The 21,351-nt window shown below is 32.3% G+C and carries 20 protein-coding genes and 1 tRNA gene; 12 read left to right on the plus strand and 9 right to left on the minus strand.

The annotated features are described in order from the left end of the window. The first annotated feature begins 68 nt into the window (after window positions 1-68). Complete coding sequence (locus ACYX4H_RS03445) at window positions 69-1,166, plus strand: adenylate/guanylate cyclase domain-containing protein (RefSeq protein WP_476237815.1); 1,098 nt, start codon at window positions 69-71, stop codon at window positions 1,164-1,166. Between the two features lie 47 nt (window positions 1,167-1,213). Here ACYX4H_RS03445 and ACYX4H_RS03450 read toward each other — a convergent pair. Next, window positions 1,214-1,295, minus strand: a tRNA-Leu gene (locus tag ACYX4H_RS03450). A gap of 118 nt (window positions 1,296-1,413) precedes the next feature. On the opposite strand from ACYX4H_RS03450, the gene ACYX4H_RS03455 reads away from it, so the two are divergent. From ACYX4H_RS03455 to ACYX4H_RS03500, 10 genes are all read left to right on the plus strand, one after another. Then, on the plus strand, window positions 1,414-2,802 hold the full coding sequence (locus ACYX4H_RS03455) for a dipeptidase (RefSeq protein WP_476237816.1): 1,389 nt from the start codon (window positions 1,414-1,416) through the stop codon (window positions 2,800-2,802). A gap of 123 nt (window positions 2,803-2,925) precedes the next feature. Further along, window positions 2,926-3,783 carry a DMT family transporter gene (locus ACYX4H_RS03460; RefSeq protein ID WP_476237817.1) on the plus strand — a complete coding sequence of 286 codons (858 nt, stop codon included), beginning with the start codon at window positions 2,926-2,928 and terminating at the stop codon, window positions 3,781-3,783. A gap of 85 nt (window positions 3,784-3,868) precedes the next feature. Next, window positions 3,869-4,456 (plus strand): RNA polymerase sigma-70 factor, encoded by a 588-nt coding sequence (locus tag ACYX4H_RS03465; RefSeq protein WP_476237818.1) that lies wholly within the window; start codon window positions 3,869-3,871, stop codon window positions 4,454-4,456. 140 nt (window positions 4,457-4,596) lie between these two features. Continuing rightward, the gene (locus ACYX4H_RS03470) at window positions 4,597-5,718 is read left to right on the plus strand and encodes a FecR family protein (RefSeq protein WP_476237819.1); all 1,122 of its coding nucleotides are present in this window, start codon (window positions 4,597-4,599) and stop codon (window positions 5,716-5,718) included. A 13-nt stretch (window positions 5,719-5,731) separates the two neighbouring features. Continuing rightward, window positions 5,732-9,091 (plus strand): SusC/RagA family TonB-linked outer membrane protein, encoded by a 3,360-nt coding sequence (locus ACYX4H_RS03475; protein ID WP_476237820.1) that lies wholly within the window; start codon window positions 5,732-5,734, stop codon window positions 9,089-9,091. A 4-nt stretch (window positions 9,092-9,095) separates the two neighbouring features. After that, on the plus strand, window positions 9,096-10,574 hold the full coding sequence (locus ACYX4H_RS03480) for a RagB/SusD family nutrient uptake outer membrane protein (protein WP_476237821.1): 1,479 nt from the start codon (window positions 9,096-9,098) through the stop codon (window positions 10,572-10,574). After that, window positions 10,561-12,042: a hypothetical protein gene (locus tag ACYX4H_RS03485; RefSeq protein WP_476237822.1), complete on the plus strand. Its 1,482-nt coding sequence runs from the start codon at window positions 10,561-10,563 to the stop codon at window positions 12,040-12,042. The genes ACYX4H_RS03480 and ACYX4H_RS03485 overlap by 14 nt, the downstream gene beginning before the upstream one ends. Before the next feature lie 4 nt (window positions 12,043-12,046). Continuing rightward, window positions 12,047-13,192: a cytochrome-c peroxidase gene (locus ACYX4H_RS03490; protein WP_476237823.1), complete on the plus strand. Its 1,146-nt coding sequence runs from the start codon at window positions 12,047-12,049 to the stop codon at window positions 13,190-13,192. Between the two features lie 30 nt (window positions 13,193-13,222). Further along, window positions 13,223-14,641 carry a T9SS type A sorting domain-containing protein gene (locus tag ACYX4H_RS03495; RefSeq protein WP_476237824.1) on the plus strand — a complete coding sequence of 473 codons (1,419 nt, stop codon included), beginning with the start codon at window positions 13,223-13,225 and terminating at the stop codon, window positions 14,639-14,641. Window positions 14,642-14,800: 159 nt separating this feature from the next. Next, window positions 14,801-15,901, plus strand: coding sequence for a DUF4407 domain-containing protein (locus ACYX4H_RS03500; protein WP_476237825.1), 1,101 nt, complete (start codon window positions 14,801-14,803; stop codon window positions 15,899-15,901). 1 nt (window position 15,902) lies between these two features. Here the strand turns inward: ACYX4H_RS03500 and ACYX4H_RS03505 are convergent, their stop codons facing one another. Both ACYX4H_RS03505 and ACYX4H_RS03510 read right to left on the minus strand, forming a co-directional pair. Beyond that, on the minus strand, window positions 15,903-16,181 hold the full coding sequence (locus ACYX4H_RS03505) for an STAS domain-containing protein (protein ID WP_476237827.1): 279 nt from the start codon (window positions 16,179-16,181) through the stop codon (window positions 15,903-15,905). 155 nt (window positions 16,182-16,336) lie between these two features. Continuing rightward, window positions 16,337-16,615, minus strand: a complete 279-nt coding sequence (locus tag ACYX4H_RS03510) for a hypothetical protein (RefSeq protein WP_476237828.1) — start codon at window positions 16,613-16,615, stop codon at window positions 16,337-16,339. 204 nt (window positions 16,616-16,819) lie between these two features. On the opposite strand from ACYX4H_RS03510, the gene ACYX4H_RS03515 reads away from it, so the two are divergent. Continuing rightward, entirely contained in the window at window positions 16,820-17,257 is a 438-nt protein-coding gene (locus ACYX4H_RS03515) for a YybH family protein (protein ID WP_476237829.1), read from the plus strand. A gap of 60 nt (window positions 17,258-17,317) precedes the next feature. Here ACYX4H_RS03515 and ACYX4H_RS03520 read toward each other — a convergent pair whose 3' ends face one another. The 6 genes from ACYX4H_RS03520 to hemW all read right to left on the minus strand — a co-directional run bounded on the left by ACYX4H_RS03520 (window position 17,318) and on the right by hemW (window position 21,317). Continuing rightward, a complete protein-coding gene (locus ACYX4H_RS03520; RefSeq protein ID WP_476237831.1) occupies window positions 17,318-17,896 on the minus strand; it encodes a PhnA domain-containing protein in 579 nt (192 codons plus the stop codon). 30 nt (window positions 17,897-17,926) lie between these two features. Continuing rightward, on the minus strand, window positions 17,927-18,286 hold the full coding sequence (locus ACYX4H_RS03525) for an MmcQ/YjbR family DNA-binding protein (protein WP_476237832.1): 360 nt from the start codon (window positions 18,284-18,286) through the stop codon (window positions 17,927-17,929). A gap of 9 nt (window positions 18,287-18,295) precedes the next feature. Beyond that, the gene (locus tag ACYX4H_RS03530; RefSeq protein WP_476237833.1) at window positions 18,296-18,694 is read right to left on the minus strand and encodes a GNAT family N-acetyltransferase; all 399 of its coding nucleotides are present in this window, start codon (window positions 18,692-18,694) and stop codon (window positions 18,296-18,298) included. Beyond that, a complete protein-coding gene (locus ACYX4H_RS03535) occupies window positions 18,691-19,302 on the minus strand; it encodes a DUF4230 domain-containing protein (protein WP_476237834.1) in 612 nt (203 codons plus the stop codon). The genes ACYX4H_RS03530 and ACYX4H_RS03535 overlap by 4 nt, the downstream gene beginning before the upstream one ends. Before the next feature lie 4 nt (window positions 19,303-19,306). Beyond that, on the minus strand, window positions 19,307-20,056 hold the full coding sequence (locus tag ACYX4H_RS03540; protein WP_476237836.1) for a cyclase family protein: 750 nt from the start codon (window positions 20,054-20,056) through the stop codon (window positions 19,307-19,309). A 61-nt stretch (window positions 20,057-20,117) separates the two neighbouring features. Continuing rightward, window positions 20,118-21,317 (minus strand): radical SAM family heme chaperone HemW, encoded by a 1,200-nt coding sequence (gene hemW / locus ACYX4H_RS03545; RefSeq protein WP_476237837.1) that lies wholly within the window; start codon window positions 21,315-21,317, stop codon window positions 20,118-20,120. Between the last annotated feature and the right edge of the window lie 34 nt (window positions 21,318-21,351).

A 21,351-nucleotide genomic window follows, 5' to 3' on the forward strand; every position in this document is an offset into this window, starting at 1 on the left:
TTTTTTTACATAAAAAAGCATTCCAAAAATATAAAATAGGCTTATTTAAGCTATATTTACTAATACTTATGATGTTATCTGCTAAATATAAATATAAAATAAAACGGGTTTTACCTTTTGGTTTTATATGGCTAACTCTTGGTTTATTAATTATGTGGAGTGAACACGCAGCTTTGGGCGGTGTAAAAAACACACCAAACGCAGCAATAGCATTAAGCCCGCGGATATTAGTATTTTCAAGCACAAGTGTATTTTTTGTTGGCTGTTTTATTGGTTTTCTAGAAGTTTTTTATATAAATAAACTCTTTACTAAGTTTAGTTTCCCCAAAAAAATAATTGGAAAACTCATACTATATTCAATTATATTATTTGTAGTAGTTTTTATACTGTATTTAATTGCTGCAAGCATAGAACTTAAAACACCCTTATTTAGCGAAAAAGCGTGGAATAAATACAAACTTTTCTTTTTTAGTATTTCACATTTAAGCACATGGATTCAGTTATTCTTTTCACTTTCAATATCTATACTTTATACTGAAATTAGCGAAAACATTGGGCATAACGTACTTATAAATTTCTTTACGGGCAAATATCATAAGCCTAAATTAGAAGATAGAATATTCATGTTTGTTGATATGAAAAACTCAACCACTATAGCAGAGTCTTTAGAAAACAAACAGTACTTTAAACTGCTTCAAAACTTTTATGACGATTTCACTAATGCTATAATTGAAACCCAAGGTGAAATTTACCAATATGTAGGTGATGAAATAGTAATAACTTGGAAAACCAAAAACGGCTTAAAAAACAACAACTGCTTAAATTGTTATTACAGCATGAAAAATGCTTTAAAAAACAATGCTTCATTTTATAAAAAAACGTTTGGAGTTATACCCGACTTTAAAGCTTCACTTCATAGTGGCATGGTTACAACAGGCGAAATTGGCGCTTTAAAAAAAGACATTTTTTTTACGGGTGATATTTTAAATACTTCTGCAAGAATTTTAAGCTTATGCACACAATTTGGTAAAGATTTACTTATATCAAAAACATTAAGCAACGCATTAAATCTGAATAAAAATTACCAAGTCACATCATTTGGTATTGTAAACTTAAAAGGCAAAAAACAAGACACAGAAATTGTAAGTATAACCAAACACAGTTAAAAACTTACCAAATAAAAAAAGCTTCTCAAAAAAAGAGAAGCTTTAAGTACAGGCGGAGAGACTCGAACTCTCACACCTCGCGGCACTAGATCCTAAGTCTAGCGTGTCTACCAATTCCACCACGCCTGCAAAATTTCCTATTTACTATCGTAAAATCGGGATGCAAATATAATCAATAGTTTTAAATTCCAAACTTCTTAAGTAAAAAAACATTCTTTTTTATACATTTGATTACTAAAATCATTTTATGGACACTATAAAAACATATATAAAAGACAATAAACAACGTTTTTTAGATGAACTTTTTCAACTTATTAAAATACCATCAATAAGCGCAGATTCTGCCTATAAAAATGATGTTTTAAAAACTGCCCAAGTTATAAAAACAAGTTTAGAACACGCTGGTTGTGACAACGTTGAAGTTTGCCAAACCGAAGGCTACCCCATTGTTTATGGCGAAAAAATAATAGACAAAAACCTACCAACTGTGTTAGTGTACGGCCATTACGATGTACAACCGCCAGACCCTATTGAACTTTGGGATTCACCACCCTTTGAGCCTGTTATAAAAACAACAGCAAAACACCCCGAAGGCGCTATTTTTGCCCGAGGTGCCTGCGATGATAAAGGCCAAATGTTTATGCACGTAAAAGCCTTAGAGTACATGACAAAAACCAACCAACTACCATGCAATGTTAAGTTTATGATTGAAGGTGAAGAAGAAGTTGGTAGTAAAAGCCTTGGCACCTTTGTAAAAAACAACAAAGAAAAACTGGCAAACGATGTTATTTTAATTTCAGATACCGGTATGATAGCCAACAACACGCCATCAATAACCACTGGTATTAGAGGTTTAAGTTATGTTGAAGTTGAAGTAACAGGCCCAAACCGCGATTTACACTCGGGCCTTTACGGTGGCGCCGTTGCAAACCCAATCAATATTTTAACAAAAATGATTGCCTCTTTGCACGATGAAAACAACCATATAACCATTCCTGGTTTTTATGATAACGTTGAAGAATTATCAAAAGAAGAGCGTGCAGAAATGGCCAAAGCACCATTTTCTTTAGAAAACTACCAAAACGCCTTAGATATTGACGCTGTTTACGGCGAAAAAGGCTACACCACAAACGAACGCAATTCTATACGTCCAACTTTAGATGTTAATGGTATTTGGGGCGGTTACATTGGCGAAGGTGCAAAAACCGTAATACCAAGCAAAGCCTATGCAAAAATTTCTATGCGTTTAGTACCAAACCAAGATTGGGCAAATATTACAAAACTTTTTAAAACTCATTTTGAAAACATTGCGCCAAAAGGCGTAAAAGTAGAAGTAAAACCACACCACGGAGGCAACGGCTACGTAACACCACTAAACAGTATTGGCTACCAAGCAGCAAGTAAAGCCTATGCAGAAACCTTTGGAAAAACTCCAATTCCACAACGCAGCGGTGGAAGTATACCAATTGTAGCGCTTTTTGAAGAAGAGCTAAAAAGCAAAACAATACTTATGGGCTTTGGGCTAGATAGTGATGCTATCCATTCGCCAAACGAGCATTTTGGAGTTTGGAATTACTTAAAAGGTATTGAAACAATACCATATTTTTACAAACATTTTACTGAATTGTCTAAATAAATATTTGGGTGTTCCCAATAAGGTGTTTTTACATGGTAACACCTTATTGGGCGCGCTTTCCGTTATATCTTTTTTTGCCACTTATTAAAGCAAAAAAAGGATGCCACTACAATCGCTAACACAATGAAAAGCACACATTTAAAAAACGTTTTAGAACTTAGTTTTGCTACATTTTTAATAAGTACCGCAGCCGTTTTAGGCAAATACATTCAAATGCCTGCTGTAGTTATAATTTGGTGGCGTGCCTTTATTGCACTGTTAGTACTCTATATATTTTGCAGATATAAAAAAATATCATTTAAATTCAGTTCATTTACAGATAAAGCTGTTATAATATTAAGCGCTTTATTTTTGGCCGCACACTGGATTACCTATTTCCATTCAATAAAAGTATCAAACGTATCAATAGGCATGTTATCACTTTATACGTTTCCTGCCATTACTTCTATTTTAGAACCTATTTTTACCGATACTAAATTTGACAAAGCACACATACCACTGGCCATTTTAGTGTTAATAGGCATTTATATTTTAGCTCCAGAATTCAACCTTCAAAACTCCGATTTTATGGGTATTATTTGGGGGCTTATTTCAGCTGTATTATTCACTTTAAGAAATATTCTTCTAAAAAAAAGAGCCCAAAAATATAATGGCACTATGCTAATGACGTTTCAATTGGTGGTTGTAACCCTTGTTTTATCACCAGTACTATACTTTTTTGATACTTCGGGCATTAAATCACAATACCCGTATATAATTCTATTAGCACTTTTTGCCACTGCCATTGGGCATTCACTTTTTCTAAAAAGCCTGAAGCATTTTTCTGCAAGTACTGCCAGTATTATTTTAAGTACCCAACCTATATTTGGTATAATTTTAGCCTTTTTCTTTTTAAATGAAATACCTTCACCAAACACTTATATTGGTGGTAGCCTAATTCTTGCCACTGTTATTATTGAAAGCATAAGAAGTAGAAAATAATTATCAAGTCATCAAAAAAACACTATTATTTTTAACAATTCTAAATAACAAATTTCATTACTTTTGCATACTAACTGTGTAAATAATGAAAAGAGAATATGAAGAAGACATACAACAACGCCTGTTTAAACAATTTAAATTAGGTAACGAAAAAGCGTTTGAATTTTTTTTCAATAAACACTATAGCCATATTTTAGGTTTTTGCATACAGTTTATATACAATGAAAGTGATGCCAAAAATATTACACAAGAAGCCTTTTTAAACCTTTGGGAACACCGTAAAAACATAAAAAAACCTAAAGGCATTGAAACCTACCTATATACTTACGCTAAATCTAAATGCTTAAATGCTATTAGGCATAATAAGGTAAAAGAAAAATACAAAAGCAACACCTTAAACAAAAAGGAGCAAACCATTAATTTAGAGGTTTTAAAATCTATGGAGTTTGATACTTTATCACTGTATGAATTACAAACACTTATAGACAAATCTTTAAACGAATTACCTAAAAAAACCAAAACTATTTTTATTAAAAAGCGTTTTGATAATAAAAAAAACAGTGAAATTGCTGAAGAACTTGGTATTAGTATAAAAACTGTTGAATCTCACATGACAAAAGCGCTTAAAGTGCTTAGGGTAAAGCTAGCTTCATACCTATCTTCTTTATTTTAAACTTCATTTAACACACGTTTTACAAAAAAATCAAAATTTTTTATAGGGTTACTTTAACCTTAAGGGTACTTATTATAACAAGCCATTTAGAATGATGCATTCATTTTCTAATAAAACCAACACTACTAAGCTTATTTAACATGAATAAAGATTTAATTTACAAATACTTAAACAACAAAGCATCAGAAACTGAAATCCAAAAAGTTTTTAATTGGATTGAAACTTCCGAAGATAATAAGCAAGAATTTATTGCTCTTAAAAAAGCATGGGCAATGGCACCTACCCAAAACCCAATTAACAAAACCATTGCTTTAAAACAAATACAATCACAAATTAAAAGAAAACCCGTATTTACAACACAAACAATACTTAAATATGCAGCTGCTGTTGTGTTATTAATTTCAGTAAGTTTTTATTTAAAAAACTACTACAACAACACCCCTATTGAAAATGAAGTAGTACTAGAACTTGGCAATGGCAACACCCAAAAACTTACAAACACCACTCCAAACAAAGTAATAACCGATACAGAAGGACATGTTTTGGGCAAACAACAAGCAAACCAAATTGTTTACACTAATACAGAGCCCATAACAAATAATGCAACATACAACACCCTTAAAGTTCCTTACGGAAAAACATTTAGAGTAGTTCTGTCTGACAGTACTATTGTTCACCTAAACGCTGGTAGCACACTTAAATACCCTGTGCAATTTGCCGGTTTAAACAACCGAAAAGTAACACTTACTGGCGAAGCTTTTTTTGAAGTAACCAAAGATAAAGCACACCCATTTATAGTTGAAACAAACAATATAAACATTGAAGTTTTAGGTACAAAATTTAACCTAAGCACATATAATAATGATGATTTTGCTCACTGCGAACTCATGGAAGGAGCCGTATTAGTTTCACAAAGCAGCAATCCTGAAAACACCATGCATTTAGCGCCTAACCAACAAGCTAAATGGAGCAAAACAACAAAAACTTTTAACCTTAATACTATTAAAATAGACGACCACATTTCATGGATTCATGGAGAACTTATTTTTAATAACATGCCATTTCCTGAAATGCTAAAAAAACTTGAACGTGCTTATAACGTTACCATAAATAACAATAGTAAAACATTAGCGCAACAACAATTTACAGGCTCTGTATATGTAAAAGATGACATAACTAATATTTTAAACCTTTTAAAAATTGACACACCTTTTAATTACAACCTAAACAACAACACTATAAATATAACACAACCTCATTAATTCATTAATGTATATGACAATAACTAAAACTAACCACTTAATTAAAAAAATAATAACAGTTACGCTCTTTTTATGTTGCTTAAACGGGTTTTCGCAAAACAAAAAACTTAGCCTTAATTTCAACAAAACACCCTTAAGCAACATTATAAAGCATATTGAAGAAGAAACCAGCTACCGCTTTATTTATAACACAAAAAAAATTGATGTTAGTAAAAAAACAAGTGTTTCAACAGAAAATAAAACACTAACCGAAACATTAACTACGCTCTTTAAAAACACAAACATTGCGTTTATAATAAACAACAACCAAGTTTTACTTACCCCAAAAAACACACAAACTAGCACCAAAACCTCTCAGCAAATACAAGAACGCCTAGTAAAAGGCACTGTATTAAGTGCCACAGACAACTTTCCTTTACCTGGCGCCACTATAAAAATTAAAGGTACAGCCAAAGGCGCCATTACCAATTTAGATGGCCAATTTACATACTTACTAAAAGGGATAAATATTAATAATACAGTTTTTGAAGTATCATATTTAGGTATGAAAACCCAAGATATTTTAGTAGGAAACCAATCAAACTTCACTGTTTATTTAAAAGAAAACTCAAATAAATTAGATGAAGTAGTAATTACAACATCATATGGCACTGAGAAATTAAGAGAAGAAGTTGTTGGCAGTATATCTACAATAAATGCCAATGATATACCAAAGGAACAAGCTGTTGAAAGTATTGATAAAATGATTGAAGGGCAAGTAGCTGGTGTTTTGGTTGAAAACACATCTGGTGTAGGCACGCCGGTTAAAATTAACATTCGTGGCCAAGGAAGTTTAAGTCCTTTGGGAAACGCAGTTTTAGGCACCTCAACACAGCCGTTAATTATAATTGATGGCATTATATTAACTGAAGAATCTGGAATAGACCGCTTACTTTTTGATGGCAGCGGTAGTTTTGCAGAAGACTTATCAAATCCGCTTGCTCAAATATCACCAGAAAACATTGAAAGCATTTCTATTTTAAAAGATGCTGCCGCAGTAAGTATTTATGGTGCAGATGGTGCCAACGGTGTTATTATAATAACCACCAAAAAAGGTAAATTAGGAAGCCCTAAATTTGAATTTTCAACGCAACTAGGAATTTCATCAGCTATTAATCAAATAGAATATTTAAGCGGTGAACAATATAATGAACTAAGAAACGAATATTTAAAAAACACAACTACGGGCTTCACCCCCACACCTCACAATGGTGTTAATACAAACTGGTTCAACCTGTTAAATAATACAGGCGTTTTTAAAAACTACAACTTTAATGTGTCTGGGGCCACAAAAACATTTTCTTACAGAACAAGTATAAGCTTCAAAGATATTGAAGAACCTCAACTAGGTAACAGCACAAAACAACTCAACGGAAGCATAAATTTAGGATATCGCAAAAATAAGTTTGATGTAAGCTTAGCACTAAACCCTAGCTACATTAATAAAGATGCTCCTAATATTTATTACAGTTACGCTTTTGCCCCTACGTTATCTCCTTTTAATGAAGATGGCACGTATGCAAATGTTGGTGTAGCAGGTTTGGGTAATCCGCTTGCAGCCATTGAGCAAAACAAAAACGTATCAAAAACCTATAGTATGCTTGGTAGCTTAAGGGCTTCTTATCAAATATCAAATGCTATAAAAATATCTTCTTTATTTGGTTTGTCATACTCAAACAAAGATCAAGACCGTTACTTTTCTGGCGCCAATGAAAGCGGAAGATTTAGCGGAACATTCACCCTTAACGGAACAACATACCCTAACTGGGGCATGCGTTTGTTAAACGAAAGAAACACTACAAAATGGAACTGGCAAGGGCAAGCATCTTTCAACAAACAAATAAACAATCATCATACTATTGATGGTATTATAGGTATTGAATTAGCTGAAGATAAAGTAGATTTTAATTACACTAGTGGCCGTGGTTTTACCAACCCTAATATTTTAAATGATATATCTAATGCCGTTAGAGATGACAACCCTTTAACATCTTCTGATGAAACTTTTGATAGTCAAAATTTCAGTGAAGATATTAGCTACAACTCAAGAGTTTCATACTTTTCTCAAATAAATTACAACTATAAAAAACGCTACTTCTTTTTAGGAAATTTTAGAAGAGATGAGAGTTCAGTTTTTGGTGACGACACTAATATTGCCTACAACGGTGGTGCCGGTTTAAGCTGGATAGCAAGTAACGAAAACTTTTTAAGTAACAGCAACTGGATAGACTTCTTAAAATTTAAGCTAAGTTACGGTACAACCGGAAACTCTAGAATTGGGTCATACCGCTCTAAGGGACTTTACAACACTTTTGATTTTGGTTATAATGGCACGCCATATGCAATACCTTCAACTGCACCAAACGGCAACTTAAGTTGGGAAAAAAACACCAAATTTAATGCTGGCATAGATTTTAATGTATTTAAAAGCATAAACCTATCTATTGAATATTACTACGATGATATTACAGATTTAATTACTAGCCGAAACATACCTTCTGAAACTGGCTATACCTCTGTACAACTTAACGCAGCAAGCATGTACAACAAAGGTTTAGAGGTTTCAACACGTATAAAATGGATAGATTCTGAAAAATTTAAATGGTCAACTTCTTTTAATGTTTCAACCTTAAATAGCGAAGTAACTGATCTTGTGGGTTTAGGTGATGCCTTTTCTACTTCAGAGCGTGCATTGGCTCAAAAAATTGGTCATAGTACATCTACCATTTGGGGTATTAACTGGGTTGGTATAGATCCGGCAACTGGAAGAGATTTACTTGAAAAAGATGGCCAAATTTATGATGCTGTAACCTATAACTCACTTTTTGATGCCGATGATTGGATACCTATTGGCGATAGCCAACCCGATGCGTTTGGTGGTTTTAGCAATACTATTTCAATTAACAATAACATAGACTTTTCGGTAAGGGCTTCGTTTCAAATTGGCGGCGATTTTTTAGTACAAGATGAGCTTATTTCAAAATACAACATAACCTCTAACAGAAACTTATCTGTCAATGCTTATGATTATTGGCGCCAACAAGGTGATATTGCATTACAACCTGCAGTAACTAGCAACAATCCGCCTCTTTCAAATTTAAGCAAGCATTTATATGATGCTACATACTTAAAAATTAACAACATTAATTTACGCTACCGCTTTCCGCATAATAGTGTTCCTTTTTTAAAAACCTTAAGTGCATTTATTGATGTATCAAATGTTGCGTATTGGTATAAAGATAAGAGCCCAAGTAACAGAAACGGTATTAGAGAATTTAGGTTTACGTATCCACAAGCCAGAACCATTTCACTTGGTATTAACGGAAAATTTTAAAAGCATGAAAAACATAATAAAAACCATAAAAAACACTCATTTTAAAGCACTTTTATTAACGGTTTTAATGTTTGGTTGTAGTGATTTTTTAGAACAAGAACCCGGATCTCAAACCTCAATAGCACAACAGTTAAGCACAAAACAAGGTGTTTTAGAAGCTTTAAATGGCGCTTATGTTAGTTTAGAGGCCCATGTTAGAGGCGAACGCTTCGCTGTGTATGCAGATTTGCAAGGAGGCAACTTAACGTTTTCACCAACAATTAACGGCAGTAATACTGGCAAAATAACTACTCCTGTAAATATTGAAAATGTATACGCATTTCAAGATTTAGCAATTGAAAGTAATTTTGATTCGTTTTACAATGAAAGTTACGATATTATAAACCAGGCTAATTTAATATTAGAATATATTGACACTTTACCTGATGCCACTACCGAAGAAAAAAATCAAATTAGCGCAGAGTGCTTAACTATAAGAGGTTACATGCACTACATACTGGCACTGTTATATGCTCAAAACTATACATTCACAGCAGATGCAAGTCACCCTGGTATTGTTTACAAAACCTCAACTTTAAGCAACGGTATTACATACCCTAAACGCGAAACCGCCAAAAGTACCTATAATTTTATTATTGATGATATTTTAAACGCGCTAACTCTATACACCAATAATACTGCCTTAACCGGTATAAACTATTCGTTTTTTAATAAAATAAATACTGAAGCTCTTTTAGCCAGAATTTATTTAACCACGAACAATTGGGATAATGCTTTTATTGCAGCAAATAATGTTATTAATAATTCTGGCATAAACCTTACAACAACCGAAAACTACATTACAGAATGGGAAGACCCTAACAATGCCATTAGTGAAATTCTTTTAGAGTTTTCTATTCCTAGAGATGAAGAAGATACCATAGGTGGCTCATTAGCGCAACACTTTGGTTTTTTATCTGCATCAGATTATGAAAAATATGTAGCCTCGGCCGATTTACTTGCCCTTTTTGATGATACCGATATTCGTAAAAACCTATTCTTAGAGCAGCAGTTGCCTACATTTGTTGTTAATGATTTAGAAGATGCACCGTATTATTTCACTAAAAAATTTCAAGACAACCCAGGATACCCTGTTTTAAGACTAAGCGAAATGTATTTAGTACGTGCCGAGGCTTCATTAAACCTTAACAATTTAGATGACGCAAAAAACAACATAAATGTTATTAAGCAGCGTGCTAATATAGAACTACTTACAACCACAAATAATTTAGAAGACCACCTTTTACAAGAACGCCGCAAAGAATTTTGTTTTGAAGGACATTTGTTTTTTGACTTGGCAAGACTACATAAAGATGTTGTTAGAAACAATGGCTGTATATCAAACACATGTAATTTAAACTATCCGTCAGGAAAATATATTTTACCAATTCCGCAAGACAACATCAACCTTAACTCAAACTTACAACAAAATGAATCATACTAAAAAAATACCATTTTTAGCTCTAATATTATTAGCTTTAGTATTGGGTTGCTCAAATGACGATGATACTAATATTTCAGAAAACACATCGTTTGTAAGGTTTAACTTTTTAGCAAATTCTAATAATGAACCCTTAGTATATCCGCTTATTAACAGTGGGCTTTTACCTAAAGAATCGTTCACAAATAATGTGCTTAAAACCTTAAAAATTCCTGTTACACTTTCATCTAAAACATTAAATGAAACGGTAACAGTTAATTACAGCATTTCAACCAGTGCAAATAGTAATTTGTTCAGCGTAATGCCTAATAACCAAGTATCTTTTCAAAATACACAACTTACAGATACTATTTATATAAACTTTAATGAACGTTGGGAAAACACCCAAAATATTACCTTAAAACTAGAAAGTGTTTCAAATCCATCAATAACCATTGGAAATCTTAACAATATTTACAAAAATGATGTGTTTACTGTTAATTTAGAAACACCAAGCACAACATACACCTTTCCAAAAAACCGAATTGAAATAGCCGGTAATGCTGGTGAAGAAATTGATTTTACAGTGAATTTCCCAAACGGTTTTATTCCTTCAGAAATTGAAAACATAAACATGTTTGAGTTTTTAAATGGCTTTGATTACTCGCTTACTTTAAAGGAGCTAGCTGAAGACAGAACCTTTGTTAAATATACCATTACTTTAAACGAAAGCATAAATAATGATAATGTATACTACCAAACCATTATAACATTACAAGATACTGAGCTTTATAGTACTGTTGGTAACAACACACTTCAAATTGTAAAACCAATAAAAACTGATAGAGATGTAAACGTTAACACTGCTTCAAATTTTTATAATTTATCTGATCAATTTCACAGAACTTACGGCGAACACTGGAACGACTTTAACAATGATGGCATTTGTGAATGGCAACGCTTTTTTGCTTTCACCTATCCGGTGCTTGTAGATGAGAGTGATGAAAATGCGGTGCTTTTTAGTGATAATGGCACACCAAATACTGATGATGATATTTACCATCACGCTTTTAAAATAGGTTTTAATGCAACTATTAACCCAACGGCCACTACAAACTCTTTCAATTTTAAGAGATGGTTTAATGGCGAATCAATTTCATCAGCAAATTCTCCTGGTTTTAATGTACAAGATGCTATTGAGTTCTTTCCTGAAAACGGCAATAATAACACAAAAGGCAATGTAATTATTACACCGCAATTTATAACCATTTCTAGTAGTAGTGGCACAAGCTACAGCATTGCAATTTCTGGCGAAGGTACTTATGAAGAAATTGAAAATGGCTTATTTGAAATAGCTTTTACACTAAACACCACCAACGAGGCTCTTTTTGGAGGCACCGTAAGCTCTGAATATAGAATATACAACAACAACTCGTATACAGACCCTGAACCATTAACCAACACCAATTGTATAACTGATTACGATTTATAGAAAAATGAAAAAATCCTTAACAACTATCTTTTCGTTAATTGTATTGTGTGTATCATGCAAACAAGAAACTAAAGAACAATACACTGATATTGCTTATTTAAAAAACGTTTATTCTAGCGGAAACCCCAACAAATGGCCAACACCAAATTTAGATAGCCTAATAGATAAAACTACCTTTAAAGATATTGGTGCATTACCAAAAGTAAAACACCCAGAATACAACCCGTATTCTGCTGAAAAAGCCAAACTTGGTAAAACCCTTTTTTTTGACCCAAGGCTATCTGTAAGCGGACAAATTGCTTGTGCTTCTTGCCATAACCCAGAACTTGCATGGACAGATAATTCTACCCGCTCTTTTGGTCATGATAGACAAACAGGCAAAAGAAACTCTATGACTATTTTAAATAGTGGTTTTGCACATACCTTGTTTTGGGATGGGCGTGCAAACAGTCTTGAAGACCAAGCGAGATTTCCTGTTGCAGACCCTTTAGAAATGAATGAAAAGTTAAATATTGCTGTTGATAAAATTGCTAATATTGAAGGCTATAAACCGCTTTTTAAAGCCGCTTTTGGTAACGATTCTGTATCTTTAAAACGCATACAATATGCTATAGCTACTTTTGAAAGAACTGTTAACAGCTACAAAAGTAACTTTGATAAATTTGTTGAAGGAGACTCTACAAAACTTACAAATCAAGAAGTACTTGGCTTGCACTTATTTAGAACCAAAGCGCGCTGCATAAACTGCCACAACACACCATACTTTAGTGATAACAATTTCCATAATGACGGGCAAACCCTTTTTGGCACAAAAGATGAAGATTTTGGCAGATACCATGTTACAAACAACATGGAAGATATTGGAAAATTTAAAACACCAACCTTAAGAGAAGTATCAAGAACGGGCCCTTGGATGCACCACGGCAACTTCCCTAGCCTTTTAGATGTTATTGAATACTACAATCTTGGTAACCCAGCTCCAATACAAAAAAAATATTTAGGCGTTGGTAGAGACTCTTTAATACCAACTACATCGCCTATTTTAAAAAAACTACACTTAGAAAAAACAGAAATTACGGCCCTAATTGCCTTTTTAGAGAGCTTAAAATCTAGTAAAGGCAGAACCATAATTCCTAAACTTCCTATGTAATAATTAATAACTCCTTAAAACTCAAAATTTATGAAAAAATTACTACTTCTTTTTATAACATTACTAACTGTTGTTAGTTTAAACGCACAAATAACACAAGTAAAAGAAATTAATGACAACGGTACTTCTAGCTCTCTACCAGCAAACTTATTTACCTACAACGGAAAAATTTATTTTGCTGCTGATGATTCTAACGGCTCTAACACCCCAGGTGGTTCAGACCTTGGAAAAGAACTTTGGGTAACTGATGGAACCGAGGCAGGTACAACCTTTGTAAAAGATTTAAGAACCGGCTCTAGTAGTTCTTCTCCTTCAGGTTTTTTTGAATACAACAATACACTATATTTTTCTGCAAATACTGGTGGTGGCAACGTATTATTTTCAACAGATGGCTCTGAAAGTGGCACCAATGCTACTGGCACCCCTTTTGTATTTAACCCAATAGAAACTGGCGGATTAATATACTTTGTATTAACCACAGATAGTAATAAACTCTATCAATTTGACGGCTCTAACATTTCACCAGTAACCAATAATGGCACAGGTACAGAAGCAGTTATTGGAGCTACATTTACTGTTTTTAACAACAAACTATTGTGTTACATGGATTATTCTGAAGACGAGCCAACTATTGGACGTGAACTTTATGAATACGACCCAAGTACCGGATTATTTACTTTAATTAAGGATATTGACACTGGCACAGGAGATTCTAGTATCAGTTTCTTTACAGTTTTAAATAATGAAGTATACTTTGAGGCAGATAATGCCCTTTGGAAAACCGATGGCACTGAAGCAGGCACAGTAGCCGTGGCGCAAGCAAGTACTTTATCTGGCATAACAAACCTTTTTGCATGGAATAATGTTTTATATTTTGAAGGTGATGACAGTGCAAACGGAGATCAATTATACGCATATAATCCTGCTACAGATACCGTAACTCAAATTAGCAATATTTCAGGAACAAATATTAACCATGACCCTGCTGAATTTGTAGTAAACAATGGATTATTATACTACAAAGGTAAAGATGGTAATGACAGTAGCTACCATCTTTTTAGAACCGATGGAACTTCAATTCTTCAAATAGATAGCACTATTAAAGACGTAGATGATCTAGCTGTTTTAAACGGAAAAATATATTTTGAAGGTGATAATGGCACAACAGGCAATGAACTTTATAGTTTTGACCCTTCAACACTTTCTACTACAAACAATATTGCTGAAATAGTATCTATTTATCCAAATCCCGCTTCAGATTTTGTAAAAGTTTCTAAAACATTAGTAAACCAAAAATACAGCATTTACAATACCACCGGCAATTTAATAAAGCAAGGTGTTATTAAAACTGAAAGCATTCCGCTAAACCTAAACAGCGGTATTTACATTTTTAAAATTGAAACTCAATTAAGTAGTATCAGCAAAAAAATTGTAATTAAACAGCATTAATTATCTGATTAATAGCGCTTCTTGAATTCTCCCTAATAGAATTCTTGAAAAAAGAGAGCCCCGAAATTTCGGGGTTTTTTTGTAACATTTCATCAGTTTTAACGTTCTAATAGTCAATCATCAATCTGCTAAGGCAGTCAATCAAAAAACAATCATATTATGTTAAAGCCATTTTTCATCCTCTGTTCTGGGGCAGATACTGATATTCTAGAGCAATGTTCAAAAGGTGAACAAAATAAATATACAGGTATAGGCGCAACGGTATTTTTCACAGCACTAATGGCTACAATAGCTGCAAGTTATGCACTTTACACTGTTTTTGATAATCTCTACACTGCTATATTTTTCGGTTGTATTTGGGGAATGTTAATTTTTAATTTAGACAGGTATATAGTTTCTACCATTAAAAAAACTGACAATATTATAGATGAAATTATACAAGCTTCACCTAGAATAATATTAGCTGTTATAATAGCCATAGTTATATCGAAACCTTTAGAGTTGAAAATTTTTGAAAAAGAAATCAATCAAGTATTATTAGAAGAAAAAAATCAATTGACACTTAATAATAAAACTAAAATAGCAGAACAATACAACCCAAGTATTGATGCCTTAAAAAGTAGCATTACTAAACTTGAACAAGAAATAAATAATAAAGAAACCGAAGTTAATAAGCTTTACAACACATATATAGCCGAAGCTGAAGGAACCGCAGGCACAAAACGCGTTGGAAAAGGCCCTGTTTACAAAGAAAAACGCGATAAACATGATGCGCTTTTCGCAGAATTACAACTTCTAAAAAAAGAACATAAAGAAAAAATAAAAACAGCTGAATTAAAAATTGAGCAATTACAAGAAAACTACCAAACACAAGTAGATAGTACACAACCTATAATTAATAATTTTGATGGTTTAATGGCACGTGTAAACTCCTTGAATAAGTTACCTTGGCTACCTTCTTTATTTATTTTCCTGTTATTTTTGGCCATAGAAACATCGCCCATTTTAGCAAAATTATTAGCACCTAAAGGCGCTTATGACTTAAAGCTTGAAGACCAAGAAGACATGATTAAAACAAATGTAACGCAAAACAAAAAACAAAGAGCGCTTATGTTACAGACTGATAACAGTATTAATGATCGTGTTTACGCTGATATTGAAAATGATGATGCACTTTACAAACACAAACACCAAACTACAAAAGAACTTATGCAATTACAAGCCAATGCATTTTTAAAAAATCAGAAAAAAGTACTGTAAATTAAGCAGCGGTATTGGTATTTATATGGTTATACAAATCTTTGCAACCATAACCAACTATAGCTAAACTTTTATTAGTTTTTAAAGCAGTTTGGTGCAAAGTAGCAATAACATTAACGCCATGCCTATCAATAGCACTTACTTCTTCAATGTTTATAATAACCTTATTAAACTTTTTAAAGCCTTTGGTTAAAATTTTTTCTAATTCTTTAGCATTAGTTTGTGTTAACTCACCAATTAAATGGTAGTTATTTTCAACAGTATTAATTATTAAACTCATAACTTACAGTTTAAATTTTACAATAAATTTAGGGACTAGCCACAAAAAAGGCTAGAATATAAAAATAATGTAAAAAAACTTAAGTTATTATAACAAAACAACAAAATGCTATTTTGCTACGTTCAATAACCAAAAGGTATAGACCAAATGCTATATTAAGCCGCCGCTGTTGCTTTAAAATGATTGTATAAATCTTTACAACCGTAACCTATAATAGACAAACTTTTGTTTTTCATTAAAGCTTCTCTGTGTAGTTTTGTAATAGCATTTACACCGTGTCTGTCCATACTTTCAACACCTTCAATGCTAACTTTTAGGTTGTCCATTTTTTCAAAAATATTTTTAAACTCTTGATCAAAAAGAATGATACTTTCTTTGTTTAAAACACCTCTAATTTTAAAAAAATTGTTGCAGTTAGTAATTCTTAAATCCATAATAGCATTTTTATAAGTTAATATTAAATTTGAGGGAGACATTTAATTTTGATATAAATATATACCTGAAGTATTCAAAATCATTATTAAATCGATGAATAAAGAAGAACATTAGATAAACAAAAAAAGCATGCTAAAAACTCCGATGAATAACCATTATATATTTTGTTTTATTTATTTTTACCGCGCTCATAAATATTTATAATGAAGAAACTTACACTTATTTTAACACTTTTTTTAGCTGCCACCTTTATTGGTTATGCTCAAAATTCTGAAGAAAAAGATATAAAAGACATACAAGCTGTTTTAAAAGCGCAAAGGCTTGCATGGTCTAAAGATAATATTGAAGAATACATGGAAGGTTACTGGAAAAGCGATTCGCTATCGTTTTACAGCGCTAATGGTATCACTCAAGGTTGGGAAAACACTTTAGAAAGATATTTAAAAGCCTACCCAACAAAAGAGCATACGGGCAAGCTAAATTTTAGAATTAATGCTATTACTAAAATTACTGAAGGCGCTTACTATGTTTTAGGTGAGTACCATATTAAACGTGATGTTGGTAATGCCGATGGCATTTTTATGCTTGTATTTAAAAAGATTGATGGTGAATGGAAAATTATTGCAGACACATCAACTTAAAAAAATTAATAGTTATTACATTTTAAGTTTAAATTAGTTTAAAAAGAAGAATGAAAACAATTAAATCTTTTTAACATAATCTGTTATTATAACTATTAATTGCGCCCCTACTTTGCCTTCAATATATTTGGCATTCTCATGGTCTAGTCTAATATTTCTAACGGCTGTACCCTGTTTTGCCACCATGCTAGACCCTTTTACTTTTAAGTCTTTTATTAAAACTACAGCATCTCCAGCCTGTAATTGAACGCCATTGGCATCTCTGTGAATAATTTTTTCACTGGGGTCTTTATCTTCACCAGTAGCTCTTGCAAGTGCTAAAGCTTCATCTGTTAAATACATCATATCTAACAAATCTTTTGGCCAACCCTCATTACGTAACCTTTGCAGCATTCTCCACGCCATTATTTGCACTGCTACATGCTCGCTCCACATACTGTCATTTAAACAACGCCAATGGTTTACATCCATTTCAACATCACCATTAATTTGACTTTTACAAGTTGAACAAACTAATATATCATTATCTACATTTTCATTTAATGACGGCGGAATGGTGTATTGAGATAAGTTATTTGATGCACCACAAAGCTCACAAGTGTTATTGCTTCTTTCTTTTAAAGTCTGTATTACGCTCATGTATGAAATTTTGTGCAATAATACTATAATTTACAAACTTTCTCTAAGTTTTTTAGGCAAGCCTTTAATAACCATTTCGTATGAATGGTCTATAAGTTGTTTTATAAATTGAAAAGATAATTCGCCTTCATGAATATATATTGTATTCCAATGTTTTTTACTCATATGATATCCGGGACGAATACTACTATATTCAGCGCGTAATTCTTCGGCATAATCAGGATTGCATTTTAAGTTGATTGCTGCTTCACCACGCTCCCACCACTGCAATGATACTAATGCGAACATTTTACCATGCACTTTAAAAACCAAAGTATGCTCATCAAAAGGAAAATCTTCTGTGGTGCTTTTTTTACTTAAACAGTATGTTCTAATGTGTTCAATATCCATGTGTTAAAATTACAGTAAACGTTCCATTAGCTTTTCAGGCGATTGTAATTCTACATATCCAAATTGTTTGTAAAGCTCATGAGCATCGGCTGTTTTAAGCATCCAAACGGTACAAGATTTCAGTTCTTCGTCTGAAATAATTTTAGCTATTAATTGTTTTGAGTATCCTTTACCTCTGTAATCTTCTAAAATAAACACATCCATTAAATATGCAAAAACCGTATAATCTGTAGCTATTCTGGCAAATCCTATTTGCTTTTCGTTTAAATACACTCCAAAACACAAACAATGATGTATGCTTTTTTCAACCTCTTGAATAGTTCTTCCTTTTGCCCAATAGGTGTTTTTTAAAAAACCATGAATAACATTAATTTGAAGTTTACTTTTGTCTTTTGATATTTCAATCATTTTTCTAGTTTTTTAATATCGTTCTGCGAAAGTTTTAAAGTTGAATAATCTAACTGCCAACCAATGGTTTCTACAATAGTTTCAATTAATTGAATGGTTTCTTTTACCTCGGCTTGTGCAATTTGTATTAGTCCGCTTTCTGGTATTTTAGCCTGTATGTGATGTTTTGCTTCTTGGTGCAAATCTGTCAAGTCTGTTGCTTCAAACTTATTAAAAAACCCATCAGATTTATCGTAATAATTCAAATTTGTTTCTATTGATAGTACTTCGGGCTCAGGAAAATGTTCTAAAACAATGGTTTTATTTGTAGTATTACTTGTTAGCTGAATTTTAGACAAATCATACCCAACATGTGCTTTGGCATTAATAACAACCAATGCCTTTTTTTTGCTACTTATTAGCTTTAAAAACTTCTGTTTTACATCTTCATAATGGTAAATTTCGGCAAAATCACCTTCAACAGTTATAAATTTACATACCTTTTTTATTTTATCTAAAAGTATTACAGACTGGGCGTTTACCAACTGTTTTTTCTTTATGCTTTTAAAAACAGTTACACCTCCTAAAGTTACTAATGCTGTAATTATAATGGCTAAAAATGTTTCCATAGTGTTATTCTAAAATATTATATAAAATAGGCTTACTTGGTGTTGCATCATTTTCAAAAGGCGCTATTTGAAGGTTTAAAATATACATGCCATCATTTACTTTATTAGGCACATAAATGAGCTCTGTTATGGTAGCGTTTTTTCTAATGTTGCCTTTAGTATTCCAAAAAGCATTGTGTGCTAAAAGTTGGCATTCATCTTTTTCTTTATCAATACTTGGCAAATCTATAAGTAAATGTTTTACTCCTTTTTGCCTTAAATATACAGCGGCTTCTTCTAACAAATAAGGCGGATTGGTATGTGAATATTGTCGTGTTAATTTTTCTTTAGTATTTGGTAATGTTCTAATAATTATAGCATCGCGTTTTTTGTTGCCAATGGCAAATTGCAGTTGTTTTTTTGAAATTACGGCATCGTTATTAAAGTTTTCGGGCGCAACGGTTATTACTTCAGCTAAAAAAAAATATGTTTTTAAGTGTGTATTTATAGACTGAACCTCTTCAGTTATATGGCCAACACACTCGGTGTGCGTACCGTGTGCATGAGGGTTAAAAGCTATGTTATTAAAGTTTATACAGGCACCATTTTTTACACTTGCAACCCAATCATTATCTACCACAGGTGTAATTTTTGGTGGCGCAACATACCATGCATTCACATTGTTTTTACTAGCATTAATACCTATTGAAATATCAATGGGTTGTGTTAAATCTATTTTGAGTTTTTTTGATTTATATTGAATTGTAGCAATCATATAATTTTATGAAATTTTCAGGATTTTACGCATTAATACGCTTTTTTCAAATATAAGTTTTTTAACTCAAGATAAATAGTTCAGCAGCAATTCCGTCTGCCAAAAATTTTCCTTTTTCTGTTGTTTTAAGTACGTTGTTTTTGTTTTTGTTTTTGTTTTTGTTTTCTAAAAAAACATCTTTTTTTGATGCTGAAATTGGCTGCGCTTCATTCACAATAACAAGCAAATTTTCATTAATAAATTTTTCTGCTGCTTTTTTTAAATGCTGAAGTGTTTTACTTCCAAATTCTGTTTCAACGCTGTTAAAAGACACACCCCAAATGGTTCGTAAACCTGTCATAACATACTCATTAAACCTATCTGTGTTTGATAAATTTTCAACCGTTATTGGTAGTTCTTTTTTTTCAATTGCATTAATGTATTTTGTATTATTAGACACATTCCAAGCACGTTGGTCACCAAAAAACGAATGTGCCGATGGCCCTATGCCTAAATACCATTTACCTTTCCAATAGCTTGTATTGTGTTTTGAAAAAAACTGAGGTTTACTAAAGTTTGAAATTTCATAATGCACAAAATCATTTTGCGCTGTTGTTTCAACTAAATGGTTAAAATGTTGAAGCGCTAAAGCCTCATCTAATGGTGGATATTTACCCGAATTTATAAAGCTGTGTAAAGCCGTTTTGGGCTCAACGGTTAGTGCGTAGCTTGAAATATGATTAACTGAAAAACTAAAGGCTATTTCTAAATTTTTATGCCATTTTTGAAGCGACATCTTAGGAATGCCGTAAATTAAATCTATGGTAATATTATTGAAATATTGTGTTGCTATGGCTAAACATTTTTTAGATTCGGAAGCATTGTGTGCCCTGTTCATCATTTTTAAATCGTCATCAAAAAACGATTGTACGCCAATACTTAGCCTATTTATTGGGGTTTTTGATAATGCAATAATCTTTTCTGAGGTTAAATCATCAGGATTTGCTTCTAGAGTAATTTCGGGGTTTTCAATTACTTCAAAATTATTATATACAGCTTCTATTAACAACTGTAACTCTTTAATATTTAATAATGAAGGTGTGCCACCACCAAAATAAATAGTTTCAATTATTTTATTTTGAAATGTGTGTTTGCGTAATTTAATTTCTTCAACAAGTGCATTAATTAAAGCATCTTTTTTCTTAAAGGATGTTGAAAAATGAAAATCGCAATAATAACATGCTTGTTTGCAAAATGGTATGTGAATGTAGATGCCAGCCATTTAGTGAGGTATTCAGCCTAAGTTTATAATTTCT

The organism is Seonamhaeicola sp. ABD4_340, assembly GCF_056312135.1.